Source organism: Mesorhizobium sp. M6A.T.Ce.TU.002.03.1.1 (assembly GCF_003997275.1).
Lineage (GTDB): Bacteria > Pseudomonadota > Alphaproteobacteria > Rhizobiales > Rhizobiaceae > Mesorhizobium > Mesorhizobium mediterraneum.
In genome coordinates, this window is the sequence record NZ_RZTI01000076.1 from 1 (window position 1) to 14,227 (window position 14,227).

A 14,227-nucleotide genomic window follows, 5' to 3' on the forward strand; every position below is an offset into this window, starting at 1 on the left:
GAACCGACCCCACCCGCCTCGCTTCGCTCGGCACCCTCCCCTCAAGGGGGAGGGAGCGCCCTTACTTCACCAGCCCCTTCTCCTTGTAATACCTCTCGGCGCCTGGATGCAGCGGCACCGGCATGCCGTCGAGCGCCTTGGCCGGGTCGATCGCCTTGGCGGCGGCATGGGCAGCGGTGAGCTGGTCGAGATTTTCAAACAGCAGCTTGGTCATCTGATAGGCGGTCTCGTCGGAGACGTCGGCGCTGGTGATGAGGAAGTTGCCGACGGCGGCGGTCGCAACATCCTCGGTCTGGCCCTCATAGGTGCCCTTAGGAATGGTCACCGAAAGATAGGGCGAGCCGATCTTGGCGACATCCTCCGCCGGCACGGCAACGACGTTGATCGGCACCGAGGTGGCGAGGTCGCGGATCGAGGCGACGCCGAGGCCGGCCGATTGCAGCGTGGCGTCGAGCTGGCGGTTCTTGATCAGCTCGACCGATTCGGCGAAGGGCAGATACTCAACCCGTCCGAGATCCTCGTATTTCAGCCCGGCGGCGGCGAAGATGGCGCGGGCGTTGAGCTCAGTGCCGGAGGCCGGCGCGCCGACCGACAGGCTCTTGCCCTTGAGGTCGGCGAGCGTCTTGATGCCGGACTCCTTACTGGCAACGATCTGGATGTAGTTGGGATAGATGGCGGCGATGCCGCGCAGCTTGTCGAGCTTGCCCGGATAGCCGGCTTCGGTATTGCCCTCGGCGGCCAGCTTGACGGAATCGCCGAGCGCGAAGGCGATCTCGCCCTTGCCCTGCTGCAACAAATTGAGGTTCTCGACCGAAGCTTTCGTCGCCTGGACCTGGGTGCGGGCACCTTCGATGCCCTTGCCGTAGATTTCCGACAGCGCGACGCCGAGCGGATAGTAGACGCCCGAGGTGCCGCCGGTCAGCACGTTGATGAATTCCTGCGCCTTGGCCGACACCGCGCCAAGGCCCAGCGACAGCGCCAGCGCGCCGGCGGCAACAAACTTCGTCCTGAAATTGAGCATGCGATTTCCTCCCTGAAATATCAGCGGCCGTGCCACCCTCCCAGCACGAGCCGAGGCGAGTTTAGACAGCGGGCGGGAAATGCCAACCCGCAATAGTATCCATTAGACGAACGGCTGAGTGATGCCGCAACGCATGGCCGCTTGCGTAAAACGCCATCGGAGCCGAAAGATTTTTCCGACGCCTGTCGAAATCGGGCCGGGCCGCGCGACATACGTCCGGCTCGCAATGATGCGGCCCTGTGAACATGGGAGAGAAGACCATGCGATACATGCTTTTGATCTACGTGAACGAAGCCGCGATGGCGGCCGCGCCGACCGACAAGACCTACGAGATCAGCGCAGCCTATGGCGCCTATACCGAGGCGTTGAAGAAGTCCGGCGCCTGGTTGGCCGGCGACCGGCTGAAGCCGACCCAGGCCGCGACCTCGGTGCGGATGGCCAATGGCAAGACCAACGTGCTCGACGGCCCGTATGCCGACACCAAGGAACAGCTCGCAGGCTTCTACATGATCGAGGCCGAGGATGCCGATGCCGCGATTGCCTGGGCGGCGCGCTGTCCGGGTGCCAGCACCGGCACGGTGGAGGTGCGGCCGATCTGGGAACAGACAATGTGATATCGGAACGGCCTGACATCGCGCGGGCGGCGGCGGAAGCGGCCGCCCGGCAAAGCTACGGCAAGCTGATCGCCTATCTCGCCGCGCGCATGCGTGATGTAGTCAGCGCCGAGGACGCCCTGGCCGACGCCTTTGCGGCGGCGCTGGAGCGCTGGCCGCAAACCGGCGTGCCGCAGAAGCCCGAAGCCTGGCTGCTGGCGGTGGCGCGCCGGCGCCGCGTCGACGCCATCCGGCGGCGGCTGACCAGCGAGGCGGGCCGCGACCATCTCAGGCTGATCGCCGAGGAGATGGAGGCTCGCATCATCGATGAAGACCTGCCCGACGAGCGGCTGCGGCTGATGTTTGCCTGCGCCCATCCGGCGATCGAGGCGGGCGTGCGAGCGCCGCTGATCCTGCAGGCCATTCTGGGCTTCGACGCGGCGACGATCGCCTCGGCCTTCCTGGTGTCGCCGGCAACGATGGGCCAGCGCCTGGTGCGCGCCAAAAACCGCATCCGCGAGACCGGCATTCCGTTCCGGGTGCCTGAAAGAACCGAGCTCGGCGAGCGGCTGGATGCGGTGCTGGAAGCGATCTATGCCGCGTTCGCCGAGGGCTGGTCCGACCCGGCCGGCACCGAAACCCAGCGCCGCAATCTCGCGACCGAAGGCATCTGGCTCGGCCGTCTGGTGGCGTCGCTGATGCCGGACGAGCCGGAAGCGCTTGGCCTGCTGGCGCTGATGCTGTTTGCCGAGGCGCGGCGTGCGGCGCGGCGCAACGCCGCCGGCGACTATGTGCCACTGGCCGAGCAGGAGCTTGCGCTGTGGGACCACGCCTTGATCGACGAAGCAGAGACATTGCTGAGGCGAGCCGCGGCCAAGGGCGTGGTCGGCCGCTACCAACTTGAGGCGGCCGTGCAATCCGCCCATACGACAAGACGGCTGACCGGCCGGACCGACTGGGTCGCGATCAGACATCTCTACGACGCGCTGTCGGTGATTGCCGCCTCGCCGGTGGTATCGATCAACCGCGCGGTGGCCATTGCCGAGGCCGACGGCGCCGCGGCGGGATTGAGCGCACTTGATGAGCTTGGCGATGACAAGCGGCTGCATGATTATCAGCCTTATTGGGCCGCCCGCGCGGGCCTCCTGGCCAGGCTCGGCAAAACTCGGGAAGCGACTGAGGCCTATGACCGGGCGATCGGCCTCGAACGCGATCCTGCCGTGCGCCGGTTCCTGCAGGAACGACGGGCTGGGCTCAGCCGCGCGGAAAAAGACTGACGCAACACGATCCGTTCAGGCCGGCCACATGGCGTGGGAGGCGTTCAGCGTCCTCATCACCTGATGCTCCCGCAACTTGGCCCACAGGCGTTCGATGTTCGGCCAGGCGCTGGGGACCTTTTCAATCTCGGGATGCCAGGCCACCAGCATGATAAGATAGATGTCGGCCAGCGAGAGCCGGTTGCCGACCAGCCAGTCACGGCCTTCGAGGGCAGCATCGAGAATGGCCAAGCCGCGATCCATTTCCGAGATCGCCGCCTGCTTGACGGCGTCCACGCCGCCGGGATCGGCGGTGTAGCGATGAGCGTAGAAGAACCGCAGGTCAGCCTGATAGATGACCGACGACATGAAGGTCATCCAGCGCAGGAAATCGGCGCGGGCGGGCGAGTTCGCTGCCGGCGCCAGAGCTGCTTCCGGGTGGCGTTCGGCAAGCAGGATGCAGATCGCCGCCGACTCGGTCATCGAGCTTCCGTCCGGCAAGACCAGGATCGGCACCTGGTTCAAGGGGCTGATGTCGAGAAAGGCCTGATCGGGCGAGGTCGATTTCGGAACGTCGACCTGGTCGAAAGGCACACCCGCCAAAGCGAGCGCCGCCTCGACGACAAAGCCGCCAGTGTTGGCGCGGGTATAGAGCTTGTACATGAAATCCTCCGCCAGCCGATGCAAGGCCGGCGACGATCTGACCGGAAGCGCCACTTTACTCAAGCGAGCGGCGGCCGCCACAGGTGTTTTTTCAGCGGTCCAGACCGAAGTGTCGCCGCGGAACTTTTGATGCCGGCGGGACAGCGCCCCTCCTCTGTCCTGCCGGACATCTCCCCCACACGGGAGGAGATCGGCCATCATTCCGACTTTCGCCAACCGCCAACGTTGCAGGAGTGAGCTGCGCGCTGAAGCTGCCAATCTCCCCCCAAGTGGGGGAGATGCCCGGCAGGGCAGAGGGGGGCGTGAAGGATCGCTACGAATCTATCGGAATTCCCGTGTCGAGGACCTAAGCACCCAGCCCCTCGAACAGGATCGTCGACAGATAGCGTTCGGCGAAGGATGGAATAACGACCACCAGGTTCTTGCCCTTGTTCTCCGGCCGAGAGCCAACGACGATCGCCGCCTGCAGGGCGGCGCCCGAGGAGATGCCGACCGGCACGCCTTCGAGGCGGGCGACGAGCCGGGCATTGGCGACCGAATCCTCGTTGGAGACCTTGACGATCTCGTCATAGATCGTCGTGTCGAGGATCTTCGGCGCGAAGCCGGCGCCGATCCCCTGGATCTTGTGCGGGCCGGGCTGGCCGCCCGACAGCACCGGCGAGGCTTCCGGCTCGACGGCGACGACATGCACGGAGGGCTTACGCTGCTTTAGCACCTGACCGACGCCGGTGATGGTGCCGCCGGTGCCGATGCCGGCGACGAAGATGTCGACTTCGCCTTGGGTGTCATTCCAGATTTCCTCGGCCGTGGTGCGGCGGTGGATTTCCGGATTGGCCGGATTTTCGAACTGCTGCGGAATGATGGCGTCCGGCAGCGTCGCGGCCAGCTCGTCGGCCTTGGCGATGGCGCCCTTCATACCTTTCGGCCCTTCGGTCAGCACCAGTTCGGCACCGAGCAGCGCAAGCATTTTCCTGCGTTCGACCGACATGGTCTCCGGCATGGTCAGGATCAGCTTGTAGCCCTTGGCGGCGGCGGCGAAGGCGAGCGCGATGCCGGTGTTGCCCGAGGTCGGCTCAATCAGCGTGGTCCTGCCGGGCGCAATCCTGCCCGATGCCTCCAGCGCCTCGATCATCGAGACGCCGATGCGGTCCTTGACCGAGCCGATCGGGTTGAAGAATTCGAGCTTGGCGAGCAGATTGGCGACGACGCCCTTTTCATTGGCGAACTTGTCGAGCCGCACCAGCGGGGTGTCGCCGATCGTTTCGGTGATCGAATTGTAGATGCGGCCGCGGCCGGGCACATGCGCGGTGGTGGCGGGCTTGTTCATTGGTTTCGCTCCCCGAGTTCAGATGGGCCAGAGGTCAGATCGGCCAGAGTCAGTCAGGCAAGTGTCAGGCGGGCATAAGATAGGGCCATCCGCCCCGCAAGATAGTCTGTCGGTTGAAAATATCCGAGTGGGACGCATGCTGAAAACAGCTTCGGCCTGGAAAAGCATTTCAGGCGGTGTCCTGTTTAGGAATGGCTCGACCGCGAGATGCCTATTGCCGGGCGGCGATCGCAGCCGCTGCTCCGAACATGAAACCGGCGGCGGTGCGGTTCAGCACCCGCAGCGCACGCGGCGACTTCAGGAGCCCGCGCGCCTTGGCCGCCAGCGCCAGATAGGGCACCAGCACCACCAGCAGCACGAAGAGCGTCAGCGCGACGAGGATGCCGTAATCGGCGAGCGTGATGGTCTTCAGATCGACGATGGTCGGCGTGATGGCGAGATAGAAGATCATCGTCTTCGGATTGCCGAGCGTGACGGCGAGGCCGGCAATAAAGCTCGACACCAGCCCGCCCCTGCCTTTCTTCGCCTCCACCGTTTCGGGCGTGATGCCGCTCGTCCAGAAGCGCCAGCCAAGGAAAGCGAGATAGGCGACGCCCAGCCATTTGATTACCAGGAAGGCCATGCCGAAGGTCTGAGCGACGAGGGCCAGGCCGAGCACCACGGCGGTGAGATAGGTGAGATCGCCGAGCATCAGCCCGAAAGACATGGCGAGCGCCGAGCGAAAGCCGGAACCAAGCGCACGCGCAATAAGCGCGGTGAGACCTGGGCCAGGAATGGCGGCGGCGATGCCGAGGGCCGCGCTGTAGGCGAGGAATCCGGTGAGGGTCATGATTTCGGCCTTAGCGCATGACCCCAAAACGGAATCGACTTTTAAGACTGCGCCTTGTCGCACAAAGGCTGGCAGGCGTGTACTCCCTGAGGCCCGGATTCGATTGCACCAGGACTACCGGCCGGGCGAACTCGCCGATCAGGACGGACTTTTGCCGTAGGTGACGCGCATGACGCGCACACGGAGAGTTGAAGCGGAATCGATCGGTTTTCGGAACTCAGTTTCCGGCTGCGTAGAAATCGTCGTCGAGGCGCTTTTCCAGCGCGACGAGATCGGCCGGCAGCGGCAGGCCCATGGCGCGCATTTCCCTCAGCTTTTCGCGTAGCTGCTCCTGCACTTCATGCTGATCCTCGGGCTGGTTGATCATCTGCTCGAGCAACAGGCTGATCTGGGCCTTGAACGATTCCAGCGCCATTTTTTTCTCCTTAGGTCCGGCCTAAGCGCGTCGCGTTTGAAGGGTTCCTGCGACGCGCTTTGCTTTCTTGTTTTTATGCATGTATCCCAAAACCGCTTGCGCATCACAGGTCAAGCCCGAGGGCAGGCTTTTGGGCGACATGCATTATCGCAGCATGCGGGAAATAAGCTGCGCGGTATAGTCGACCATCGGCACGATGCGTGCGTAGTTCAGCCGAGTCGGGCCGATGACGCCGAGCGCGCCGATGACGCGGGCATCCTTGTCGCGATAGGGCGCCACGACCAGCGACGAGCCCGACAGCGAAAACAGCTTGTTTTCCGAGCCGATGAAGATGCGCACGCCGGACCCTTCCTCGGCAAGATCGAGAAGCTGGATCAGCCCGTCCTGCGTCTCCAGATCCTCGAACAAGTGCCGCAACAACTCGATGTCGGCCTGGGCCGTGACGTTTTCCAGCAGATTGGCGCGGCCGCGCACGATGAGACGCGCCGGCAGGCCGCTGTCGGCGCCTGCCCAGACCGCCAGGCCCTTTTCGACCAAGTCCTGCGACAGCGTGTCGAGGGCGGCCCTGGTTTCTTCCTTGATGCGGGCGATCTCGATCCGCGCCTCGGCCAGCGTGCGGCCGCGGATGTGGGCGTTGAGGAAGTTCGAGGCTTCATGCAATTGCGAAACGGTGATGCCGGCGGGCAGATCGACGACGCGGTTTTCGACGTCGCCGTTCTGCGATACCAGAACGGCCAGCGCCTTGGTCGGCTCGAGCTGGATGAACTCGATGTGCTTCAGCGCCACCTCGTTCTTGGCGGCAAGCACGAGGCCGGCGCCGCGCGACATGCCGGACAGCATCTGGCTGGCTTCGGTAAGCATATGCTCCAGCGTCGCGCCCGAGCCGGAGGCGCGCACCTGTGCCTCGATGGTGCGGCGCTCCTCATCGGAGAGGTCGCCAAGCTCCATGAACGCATCGACGAAGAAGCGCAGGCCGGCCTGGGTCGGCAGCCGGCCGGCCGAGATATGCGGCGCGTAGATCAGTCCGAGATGCTCGAGATCGCTCATCACGTTGCGGATGGTTGCGGGCGACAGCGAAGACGGCAGAATCCGCGACAGGCTGCGTGAGCCGACCGGCTCGCCGTCCTTCAGGTAGGAATCGACGATGCGCCGAAAGATGTCGCGCGAGCGCATGTCGAGCGATTGAAACGCGGGCGATTGAAACCCGGGCGATTGAAATGCGGGCGACTGAAGCACGGGCGACTGGGAACTGGGATCGACTGCCTTGGTCATTCGAGCCAAATACCTCCGGCCCAAAGATATAGACTTCGGCGGTGCCCGCGCAACCAGCCATTTTCCTTTGCGCCCTGCGCTCCATGCGGCTACAAGCCGGCCACGATTCCGAAAAAGATAGGAAAAAAGCCTGAATGCGCCCTTCCAAACGCCAATTCGACGAAATGCGCGCCATCTCCTTCGAGCGTGGCGTCTCCAAGCACGCGGAAGGTTCGTGCCTGGTGAAATTCGGCGACACACATGTGCTGTGCACGGCCAGCCTCGAGGAAAAGGTGCCGGGCTGGATGCGCAATTCCGGCAAGGGCTGGGTGACGGCGGAATACGGCATGCTGCCGCGCTCGACCGGCGAACGCATGCGCCGCGAAGCTTCGTCCGGCAAGCAAGGCGGCCGCACGCTGGAAATCCAGAGGCTGATCGGCCGTTCGCTGCGCGCCGTGGTTGATCTGCAGGCGCTCGGCGAGCAGCAGATCACCGTCGACTGCGACGTGATCCAGGCCGATGGCGGCACGCGCACCGCTTCGATCACCGGCGGCTGGGTGGCGCTCTACGACTGCCTGCGCTGGATGGAAGCTCGACAGATGGCCAGCGTCGCCAAGGTGCTGAAAGACCATGTCGCGGCGATCTCCTGCGGCATCCATGACGGTCAGCCGGTCATCGACCTCGACTATCTCGAGGATTCCTCGGCCGGCACCGACGCCAACTTCGTCATGACCGGCAAGGGCGGCATCGTCGAGATCCAGGGCACGGCCGAGGGTGAGCCTTTCTCTGAAGAGCAGTTCACGGCGCTGATGGAACTGGCCAAGAAGGGCATTGCGCGACTGGTCAGCCTACAGCAGATGGCTGTAGGTTAATTTTCGGTTCTGTCATGATTCCTACCGCCATCCTCGAATCAGCCCTCTATGTGACCGACCTCGATGCCGCGGAAGACTTCTATTCCGGCGTGCTTGGGCTCGATCTGCTGGGCAAGGTCGACGGCAGGCATCTTTTCTTCCGTTGCGGGGACGGCGTGCTGCTCATCTTCAACGCCGAGGCGACCAAGGTGCCGCCGGCGCCCGACGCCAGGCTGAAAGTGCCGCCGCACGGCACGGTCGGCGACGGCCATCTCTGCTTTGCCGCAAGCGCGGACGAGATAGTGCGCTGGAAAGCGCATCTCGAGCAGAAGAAAATCGCCATCGAAAGCGAGTTCGAATGGCCGCAGGGCGGCCGGTCGATCTATATTCGCGACCCCTCCGGCAATTCGATCGAATTCGCCGAGCCAAGAATCTGGGGCATCTGATGCATTCGCTTGATGGACATAAGGTCGTCGTCGCCAGCCACAATGCCGGCAAGCTGCGGGAATTCGCCGATCTGATGGCACCATTCGGCATAGAAGCGAAGTCGGCCAAGGAATACGGCCTGCCGGAGCCGGACGAGACCGGCACCACCTTCGAGGAGAACGCCTTAATCAAGGCTTTAGCCGCCGCCAAGGCGACAGGCCTGCCGGCATTGTCGGACGATTCCGGCCTATGTGTCGATGCGCTGGGCGGAGCGCCCGGCGTCTACACCGCCAACTGGGCCGAGGCGCCGGACGGGTCCCGCGACTTCGACATGGCGATGCAGCGAGCGGAAGTGGCGTTGCAGGAAATCGGCGCGGTCGCGCCGGCTCAGCGCAAGGGCCGCTTCGTCGCCGTCATCTGCCTCGCCTTTCCAGACGGCGCGGCCGAATATTTCCGCGGCGAGGTCGAGGGCACGCTGGTATGGCCGCCTCGCGGTGAACTCGGCTTCGGCTATGACCCGGTGTTCATGCCGGATGGTTTCGAAAAGACCTTCGGCGAGATGAGCGCGGAGGAAAAACATGGTTGGAAGCCCGGCCAGCCGACGGCATTGTCGCACCGCGCCCGCGCCTTCCAGAAGTTCGCGCAAGCCAGACTGGATTTGGCACGATCGGGCGTGAAATGACCATGCTGCTCGACCGCAGCCCCGGCTTCGGCGTCTACATCCACTGGCCGTTTTGCGCGGCCAAGTGCCCCTATTGCGACTTCAACAGCCATGTCCGCCACCAGCCGGTCGACCAGGAGCGTTTTGCGCGCGCCTTCGAGACCGAGCTTGCGACGATGCGCGACCGGACCGGACCGCGCGAGGTGACCAGCATTTTTCTCGGCGGCGGCACACCGTCGCTGATGAAGCCGCAAACCGTGGCGACGGTGCTGGACGCGGTGGCGAGGAACTGGACGGTGCCCGATGGCATCGAGGTGACGCTGGAAGCCAACCCCTCTTCGGTCGAGGCCGAGCGCTTTCGCGGCTACCGGGCGGCAGGCGTCAACCGGGTGTCGCTCGGCGTGCAGGCGCTGAACGACAAGGATCTGCGGTTCCTCGGCCGGCTGCACAATGTCGATGAAGCACTGCATGCGATCGGCCTGGCGCGTGAAATCTTTCCGCGGCTGTCCTTCGACCTGATCTACGCACGGCCCGGCCAGACACCGGAAGCGTGGCAGATGGAGCTCGAGCAGGCGATCGGCCACGCCGCCGACCACCTATCGCTCTACCAGCTGACCATCGAGGAAGGCACGCCGTTCCACGCGCTGCATGCGGCCAGGAAATTCGCCATTCCCGACAACGACCACGCCGCCGATCTCTATGCGCTGACGCAGGAGATCACCGCTGCACGCGGCTTGCCGGCTTACGAGATTTCCAACCACGCCAGGCCTGGGGCGGAAAGCCGGCACAATCTCACCTATTGGCGTTATGGCGAATATGTCGGCGTCGGTCCCGGCGCGCATGGCCGCTTCGTCGAAAACGGCCGCCGCGTGGTGACGATAGCCGAAAGGATGCCGGAGACCTGGGCCAATCTGGTCGAGGCCAAGGGCCATGGCATCACCGGCGGCGAGACCCTGACGCGCTCGGAAGAGGCCGACGAATTCCTGCTGATGGGGCTGAGGCTGGCCGAGGGTATCGACCTCTCGCGCTACGAAGCGTTTTCCGGCCGCGGCCTGTCGACGGCGCGGCTGTCGATGCTGCAGGGCGAGGGGCTGGTGGCGCCGATCGGCAATGCCCGCCTGCGCGCCACGCCGGCTGGCATGATCGTGCTCGACGCCGTAGTGGCGGATCTGGCGCGGTAGAGCATGATCCCGAAAAGTGGGATCCGGTTTTCGGACCAGATCATGTTCAAACTGGAAGATGGGACCCGTTGAAGAACGTCCTCTTCGTCTGCAGCCAGAACCGCTTGCGCAGCCCGACCGCGGAACAGGTGTTTTGCGGCCGCAGGGATATCGAGGTCGCATCGGCCGGTACCAACCATGATGCCGACAACCCGTTGACGCACGACCTCGTCTCCTGGGCCGACATCATCTTCGTGATGGAAAAGGCGCACCGCGCCAAACTGCAGAAGAAATTCAAGGCCAGCCTGAAGAAGGCTCGTGTGATCTGCCTCGATATTCCGGACGATTATGAATTTATGGACCCGGTCTTAGTTCGCCTTCTGGAAGCGCGCGTCTCGAAATATCTGGGTTGATGATGTGGCTGAGCGTTTTCACCGGCGCTTTCGTGAGAAGTGTCTCGGCCAATCGCGAGGTTGCGGTAGTCAAGCGTCGTGCTTGTGGCGGCGCTTGGCGTGGTCTTTCTCGGCGTCCGTCTCACCGGAGCGAGCCGGCTCGGCGTCGCCCTTGTCGCGGCGGGCGCGGTTTTGATCGCTTATGGGGTGTGAGGGCGCTCCATTGCGGGAGCTTTTCGTTTCAAGGCGGGTGATGAAAATGTCGAAGCGATTGGGCATCGTCTGGTCAGTGCTCCATCGTGCTACCGGTCGAAGGCTCGATTTCCAGGTTGGTTGCCTTTGAAGGACGACGCTTTCGCGGCTTTTTGGCCAGGCCCGCGCCGGCTTTGGCAGGCTGGCGCTTGTCCTTTCGCGCGGCAAAGCGTTTGCGCCCTGCATAGTAGGGTTCGAAAACGTCCTGTATCTTGAGGCTGTCCATCCTGCTCCTCCCGAGATCAGGGATAAATCCGTCGGGCATGGTTTCGTTCCGTACTATGGCAAAGGCATGGCGGCCACTTCACTTCGGCGCGGGTTTTGCAACCAGGCGAGAGCCGTGGCAAACAGGGCCGAATGCATTCAAGTGTCAGAGCCTGACGGGGAACACCGGTGACCGGCGAGTTGGCGAAACGCAGCTATGTAATCGGCCAGACCGAGATATCAGCCCGGCCGCTCGCGCCGGCGCTCTACCTGGTGGCGACGCCGATCGGCAACCTCGCCGACATCACATTACGCGCGCTTGAAACGCTGGCCGCCGCCGATATCGTCGCCTGCGAGGACACGCGTGTCAGCCGCGTGCTGCTCGACCGCTACGGCATCCGCCGCCGCACCACTGCCTATCACGAGCACAATGCCGGCGAGGCCGGACCGAAACTCATCGCAGCCTTGCTGGCCGGGCAGAGCGTGGCGCTGATCTCGGACGCCGGCACGCCGCTGATCTCCGATCCCGGCTACCGGCTGGTCGGCGAAGCCCTCGATCAAGGCATTCGCGTCGTGCCGATCCCCGGCCCGTCGGCGCCGCTGGCGGCGCTGACGGCGTCCGGCCTGCCCTCCGACGCGTTTCTGTTTGCCGGCTTCCTGCCGGTGAAGACCGGACAGCGGCTGACGCGGCTGGAAGCGCTCAAAACCGTGCCGGCGACGCTGATCTTCTTCGAATCGCCGCGCCGGCTGGCCGAGACGCTCAGTGCCATGGTCGAGGCGCTGGGCGGCGCCCGCAAAGCTGCGATCGGCCGCGAATTGACCAAGACTTTCGAGGAAATGCGGACCGGCACCTTGCAGTCGCTCGCCGAACACTATGAGGCAGCCGACACCCCAAAGGGCGAGATCGTCATCTGCGTCGGCCCGTCGGAAGCGACCGCCGACGAGCCTGAAGACATTGATCGGCTGCTACTTTCGCTTGCCGCCGAGATGCCGGCCTCCAAGGCGGCGGCGGAAGCCGCCAAGATGACCGGCGGCCAGAAGCAGGCGCTTTACCGGCGACTGCTCGAGCTCAAGGATGCCGGGCAGAACGGGGAGATCGGGAAAGACGGCGATGGCTGAACGCCCAGTCGCCAGCCGCCGGCAGGCCTATCGGCGCGGCCATCGCAGCGAGTGGCTGGCGGCGGCAGCATTGATGGTGAAAGGCTACCGGATCCTGGCGCGCCGCCACCGCACGCGGTTCGGCGAGATCGACCTGATCGCGCGCCGCGGCGACCTGGTGCTGTTTGTCGAAGTGAAGGCGCGCCGCACGCTGATGGAAGCGATGGAGGCTGTTCGCTACGAATCGGAGCGCCGCATCGAAAGCGCAGCCGACCTCTGGCTGTCGCGCCAATCCGACTATGGGAGATTGTCGGCGCGCTTCGACATGGTGGCGGTGCTGCCCTGGCGCTGGCCGGTGCATGTCGAGAATGTTTTCTACGGACGAAACTAGCTCAGGATTCATTGATCAGCGCCAGAATGTAACAGTAGCCGCAACACTTATCGCCGGGAAGAACGTGTGGGCGCTACCGTCGCGCGCGTAACTGCTATTCGCCCATTGCTTGGGAAAGTACCGGCCCCTGTCCTTAAGAGAGAACCGCACTAGTTTAGGCGAATGGGACGTGCGCTGCAATTTTTGCTGGGCCGTCTTTGAGTAGTATTGTCGGACGTGGGCTTGAAAAGCCGACACCTTCGGGAGGAACCGATGACCAAAGCAAGTATCCAGAATTTGAGGTCGCGCCGCAAGTTCCTTGGCGAGGCGGCCGTGGCAGCTGCGGCGATCGTTGCCGCGCCGAGCGTCGTCAAGGCACAGGGGCCGGTCAGCATGCGCTGGCAGAGCACATGGCCTTCCAAGGATATCTTTCACGAATTCGCGCTCGATTTCGCCAAGAAGGTCAACGACATGACCGGCGGCGACCTGAAGATCGAGGTGCTGCCGGCGGGCGCCGTGGTGCCGGCCTTCGGTCTGCTTGACGCGGTGTCGCAAGGAACGCTCGACGGCGGCCACGGCGTGGTCGTCTATCACTATGGCAAACAGTCGGCGCTGGCGCTGTGGGGTTCCGGTCCGGGCTTCGCCATGGATGCCAATATGCTGCTCGCCTGGCACAAATACGGCGGCGGCAAGGAGCTGCTCGCAAAGCTCTACGAATCCATCGGCGCCAATGTCGTTTCGTTCCTCTACGGGCCGATGCCGACGCAGCCGCTCGGTTGGTTCAAGAAGCCTGTGGCGAAGGCCGAGGATCTCCAGGGCCTGAAATTCCGCACCGTCGGCATCTCGATCGACGTCTTCACCGCGCTCGGTGCCGCAGTCAACGCGCTGCCGGCCGGCGAGATCGTCGCGGCTCTGGATCGCGGCCTGATCGACGCGGCCGAGTTCAACAACGCCTCGTCCGATCGGGTCCTCGGCTTCCCGGACGTCTCCAAGATCTGCATGCTGCAAAGCTATCACCAGAATGCCGAGCAGTTCGAGATCTTGTTCAACCGGGCGAAATACGACGCCTTGCCTGACCAGATGAAGGCCATCATCACCAATGCGGTCGAGGCGGCCTCGCAGGACATGCACTGGAAGGCGATCGACCGCTATTCGAAAGACTATGTGGAGATGCAGACGACCGATAAGGTCAAATTCTACAAGACGCCGGAGGCGATCCTCAAGAAACAATTGGAGGTCTACGACGAGGTCGTGAAGAAGAAGGCGGCGGAAAACCCGGCTTTCAAGGAAATCATCCTCTCCCAGATCGCCTTTGCCGAGCGGGCAACGCGGTGGGAGCAGGACACCGTCGTCGGCCGGCGGCTGGCGTTCGATCACTACTTCGGACAGGGCGGTGTGGCGAAGGAGTTCTGACCCGAAAGTTCGGGCATCACCGGGCAGCGGCCCGGTGATGCTTCT

17 protein-coding genes and 1 pseudogene are annotated in these 14,227 nt (G+C 63.9%); 11 read left to right on the forward strand and 7 right to left on the reverse strand.

Going from position 1 to position 14,227, the window contains the following annotated elements; translation table 11 throughout:
* Positions 1-61 precede the first annotated feature (61 nt).
* Positions 62-1,021, reverse strand: coding sequence for a TAXI family TRAP transporter solute-binding subunit (locus EOC93_RS21040; protein WP_126104208.1), 960 nt, complete (start codon positions 1,019-1,021; stop codon positions 62-64).
* Positions 1,022-1,281: 260 nt separating this feature from the next.
* Here EOC93_RS21040 and EOC93_RS21045 point away from each other — a divergent pair, with 260 nt between their 5' ends.
* Both EOC93_RS21045 and EOC93_RS21050 read left to right on the forward strand, forming a co-directional pair.
* The gene (locus EOC93_RS21045; protein ID WP_095485097.1) at positions 1,282-1,635 is read left to right on the forward strand and encodes a YciI family protein; all 354 of its coding nucleotides are present in this window, start codon (positions 1,282-1,284) and stop codon (positions 1,633-1,635) included.
* Positions 1,635-2,891 (forward strand): DUF6596 domain-containing protein, encoded by a 1,257-nt coding sequence (locus EOC93_RS21050; protein WP_127205593.1) that lies wholly within the window; start codon positions 1,635-1,637, stop codon positions 2,889-2,891. Before EOC93_RS21045 ends, EOC93_RS21050 begins: the two co-directional genes overlap by 1 nt.
* 15 nt (positions 2,892-2,906) lie before the next feature.
* Here EOC93_RS21050 and EOC93_RS21055 read toward each other — a convergent pair whose 3' ends face one another.
* The 5 genes from EOC93_RS21055 to hrcA all read right to left on the reverse strand — a co-directional run bounded on the left by EOC93_RS21055 (position 2,907) and on the right by hrcA (position 7,376).
* Entirely contained in the window at positions 2,907-3,533 is a 627-nt protein-coding gene (locus EOC93_RS21055; RefSeq protein WP_095484722.1) for a glutathione S-transferase family protein, read from the reverse strand.
* Between the two features lie 346 nt (positions 3,534-3,879).
* A complete protein-coding gene (gene cysK / locus EOC93_RS21065; protein WP_095484723.1) occupies positions 3,880-4,860 on the reverse strand; it encodes a cysteine synthase A in 981 nt (326 codons plus the stop codon).
* A 211-nt stretch (positions 4,861-5,071) separates the two neighbouring features.
* Positions 5,072-5,689, reverse strand: coding sequence for a LysE family translocator (locus EOC93_RS21070; RefSeq protein WP_127205581.1), 618 nt, complete (start codon positions 5,687-5,689; stop codon positions 5,072-5,074).
* Positions 5,690-5,906: 217 nt separating this feature from the next.
* On the reverse strand, positions 5,907-6,104 hold the full coding sequence (locus EOC93_RS21075; RefSeq protein ID WP_029347942.1) for a hypothetical protein: 198 nt from the start codon (positions 6,102-6,104) through the stop codon (positions 5,907-5,909).
* A gap of 144 nt (positions 6,105-6,248) precedes the next feature.
* Positions 6,249-7,376 carry a heat-inducible transcriptional repressor HrcA gene (hrcA, locus tag EOC93_RS21080; protein ID WP_127205582.1) on the reverse strand — a complete coding sequence of 376 codons (1,128 nt, stop codon included), beginning with the start codon at positions 7,374-7,376 and terminating at the stop codon, positions 6,249-6,251.
* A gap of 134 nt (positions 7,377-7,510) precedes the next feature.
* Here hrcA and rph point away from each other — a divergent pair, with 134 nt between their 5' ends.
* The 6 genes and pseudogenes from rph to EOC93_RS34890 all read left to right on the forward strand — a co-directional run.
* On the forward strand, positions 7,511-8,227 hold the full coding sequence (gene rph, locus EOC93_RS21085) for a ribonuclease PH (RefSeq protein WP_095484726.1): 717 nt from the start codon (positions 7,511-7,513) through the stop codon (positions 8,225-8,227).
* A gap of 14 nt (positions 8,228-8,241) precedes the next feature.
* Positions 8,242-8,652: a VOC family protein gene (locus EOC93_RS21090; RefSeq protein WP_095484727.1), complete on the forward strand. Its 411-nt coding sequence runs from the start codon at positions 8,242-8,244 to the stop codon at positions 8,650-8,652.
* Positions 8,652-9,314 carry an RdgB/HAM1 family non-canonical purine NTP pyrophosphatase gene (gene rdgB, locus EOC93_RS21095; protein ID WP_127205583.1) on the forward strand — a complete coding sequence of 221 codons (663 nt, stop codon included), beginning with the start codon at positions 8,652-8,654 and terminating at the stop codon, positions 9,312-9,314. Before EOC93_RS21090 ends, rdgB begins: the two co-directional genes overlap by 1 nt.
* On the forward strand, positions 9,311-10,474 hold the full coding sequence (gene hemW, locus EOC93_RS21100) for a radical SAM family heme chaperone HemW (RefSeq protein WP_127205584.1): 1,164 nt from the start codon (positions 9,311-9,313) through the stop codon (positions 10,472-10,474). The genes rdgB and hemW overlap by 4 nt, the downstream gene beginning before the upstream one ends.
* Before the next feature lie 68 nt (positions 10,475-10,542).
* Positions 10,543-10,866, forward strand: a complete 324-nt coding sequence (locus tag EOC93_RS21105; RefSeq protein ID WP_095484730.1) for a low molecular weight protein tyrosine phosphatase family protein — start codon at positions 10,543-10,545, stop codon at positions 10,864-10,866.
* A gap of 72 nt (positions 10,867-10,938) precedes the next feature.
* A pseudogene (locus EOC93_RS34890) lies at positions 10,939-11,058 on the forward strand (transporter); the annotation flags it as partial.
* Between the two features lie 73 nt (positions 11,059-11,131).
* Here the strand turns inward: EOC93_RS34890 and EOC93_RS21115 are convergent.
* Complete coding sequence (locus tag EOC93_RS21115; protein WP_126104217.1) at positions 11,132-11,323, reverse strand: hypothetical protein; 192 nt, start codon at positions 11,321-11,323, stop codon at positions 11,132-11,134.
* A 167-nt stretch (positions 11,324-11,490) separates the two neighbouring features.
* On the opposite strand from EOC93_RS21115, the gene rsmI reads away from it, so the two are divergent.
* The 3 genes from rsmI (at position 11,491) to EOC93_RS21130 (ending at position 14,182) form a co-directional block, all read left to right on the forward strand.
* On the forward strand, positions 11,491-12,420 hold the full coding sequence (gene rsmI / locus EOC93_RS21120) for a 16S rRNA (cytidine(1402)-2'-O)-methyltransferase (protein ID WP_127205585.1): 930 nt from the start codon (positions 11,491-11,493) through the stop codon (positions 12,418-12,420).
* Positions 12,413-12,790: a YraN family protein gene (locus tag EOC93_RS21125; RefSeq protein ID WP_095484733.1), complete on the forward strand. Its 378-nt coding sequence runs from the start codon at positions 12,413-12,415 to the stop codon at positions 12,788-12,790. The genes rsmI and EOC93_RS21125 overlap by 8 nt, the downstream gene beginning before the upstream one ends.
* Positions 12,791-13,042: 252 nt before the next feature.
* Complete coding sequence (locus tag EOC93_RS21130; RefSeq protein WP_127205586.1) at positions 13,043-14,182, forward strand: TRAP transporter substrate-binding protein; 1,140 nt, start codon at positions 13,043-13,045, stop codon at positions 14,180-14,182.
* Positions 14,183-14,227 lie beyond the last annotated feature (45 nt).

What these genes read in the sequence shown, in the direction of transcription:
- EOC93_RS21040 (WP_126104208.1), bottom strand. Translation starts at nt 1,021, where the DNA reads ATGCTCAATTTCAGGACGAAGTTTGTTGCCGCCGGCGCGCTGGCGCTG.
- EOC93_RS21045 (WP_095485097.1), top strand. Translation starts at nt 1,282, where the DNA reads ATGCGATACATGCTTTTGATCTACGTGAACGAAGCCGCGATGGCGGCC.
- EOC93_RS21055 (WP_095484722.1), bottom strand. Translation starts at nt 3,533, where the DNA reads ATGTACAAGCTCTATACCCGCGCCAACACTGGCGGCTTTGTCGTCGAG.
- cysK (WP_095484723.1), bottom strand. Translation starts at nt 4,860, where the DNA reads ATGAACAAGCCCGCCACCACCGCGCATGTGCCCGGCCGCGGCCGCATC.
- EOC93_RS21070 (WP_127205581.1), bottom strand. Translation starts at nt 5,689, where the DNA reads ATGACCCTCACCGGATTCCTCGCCTACAGCGCGGCCCTCGGCATCGCC.
- EOC93_RS21075 (WP_029347942.1), bottom strand. Translation starts at nt 6,104, where the DNA reads ATGGCGCTGGAATCGTTCAAGGCCCAGATCAGCCTGTTGCTCGAGCAG.
- hrcA (WP_127205582.1), bottom strand. Translation starts at nt 7,376, where the DNA reads ATGACCAAGGCAGTCGATCCCAGTTCCCAGTCGCCCGTGCTTCAGTCG.
- rph (WP_095484726.1), top strand. Translation starts at nt 7,511, where the DNA reads ATGCGCCCTTCCAAACGCCAATTCGACGAAATGCGCGCCATCTCCTTC.
- EOC93_RS21090 (WP_095484727.1), top strand. Translation starts at nt 8,242, where the DNA reads ATGATTCCTACCGCCATCCTCGAATCAGCCCTCTATGTGACCGACCTC.
- rdgB (WP_127205583.1), top strand. Translation starts at nt 8,652, where the DNA reads ATGCATTCGCTTGATGGACATAAGGTCGTCGTCGCCAGCCACAATGCC.
- hemW (WP_127205584.1), top strand. Translation starts at nt 9,311, where the DNA reads ATGACCATGCTGCTCGACCGCAGCCCCGGCTTCGGCGTCTACATCCAC.
- EOC93_RS21115 (WP_126104217.1), bottom strand. Translation starts at nt 11,323, where the DNA reads ATGGACAGCCTCAAGATACAGGACGTTTTCGAACCCTACTATGCAGGG.
- EOC93_RS21125 (WP_095484733.1), top strand. Translation starts at nt 12,413, where the DNA reads ATGGCTGAACGCCCAGTCGCCAGCCGCCGGCAGGCCTATCGGCGCGGC.
- EOC93_RS21130 (WP_127205586.1), top strand. Translation starts at nt 13,043, where the DNA reads ATGACCAAAGCAAGTATCCAGAATTTGAGGTCGCGCCGCAAGTTCCTT.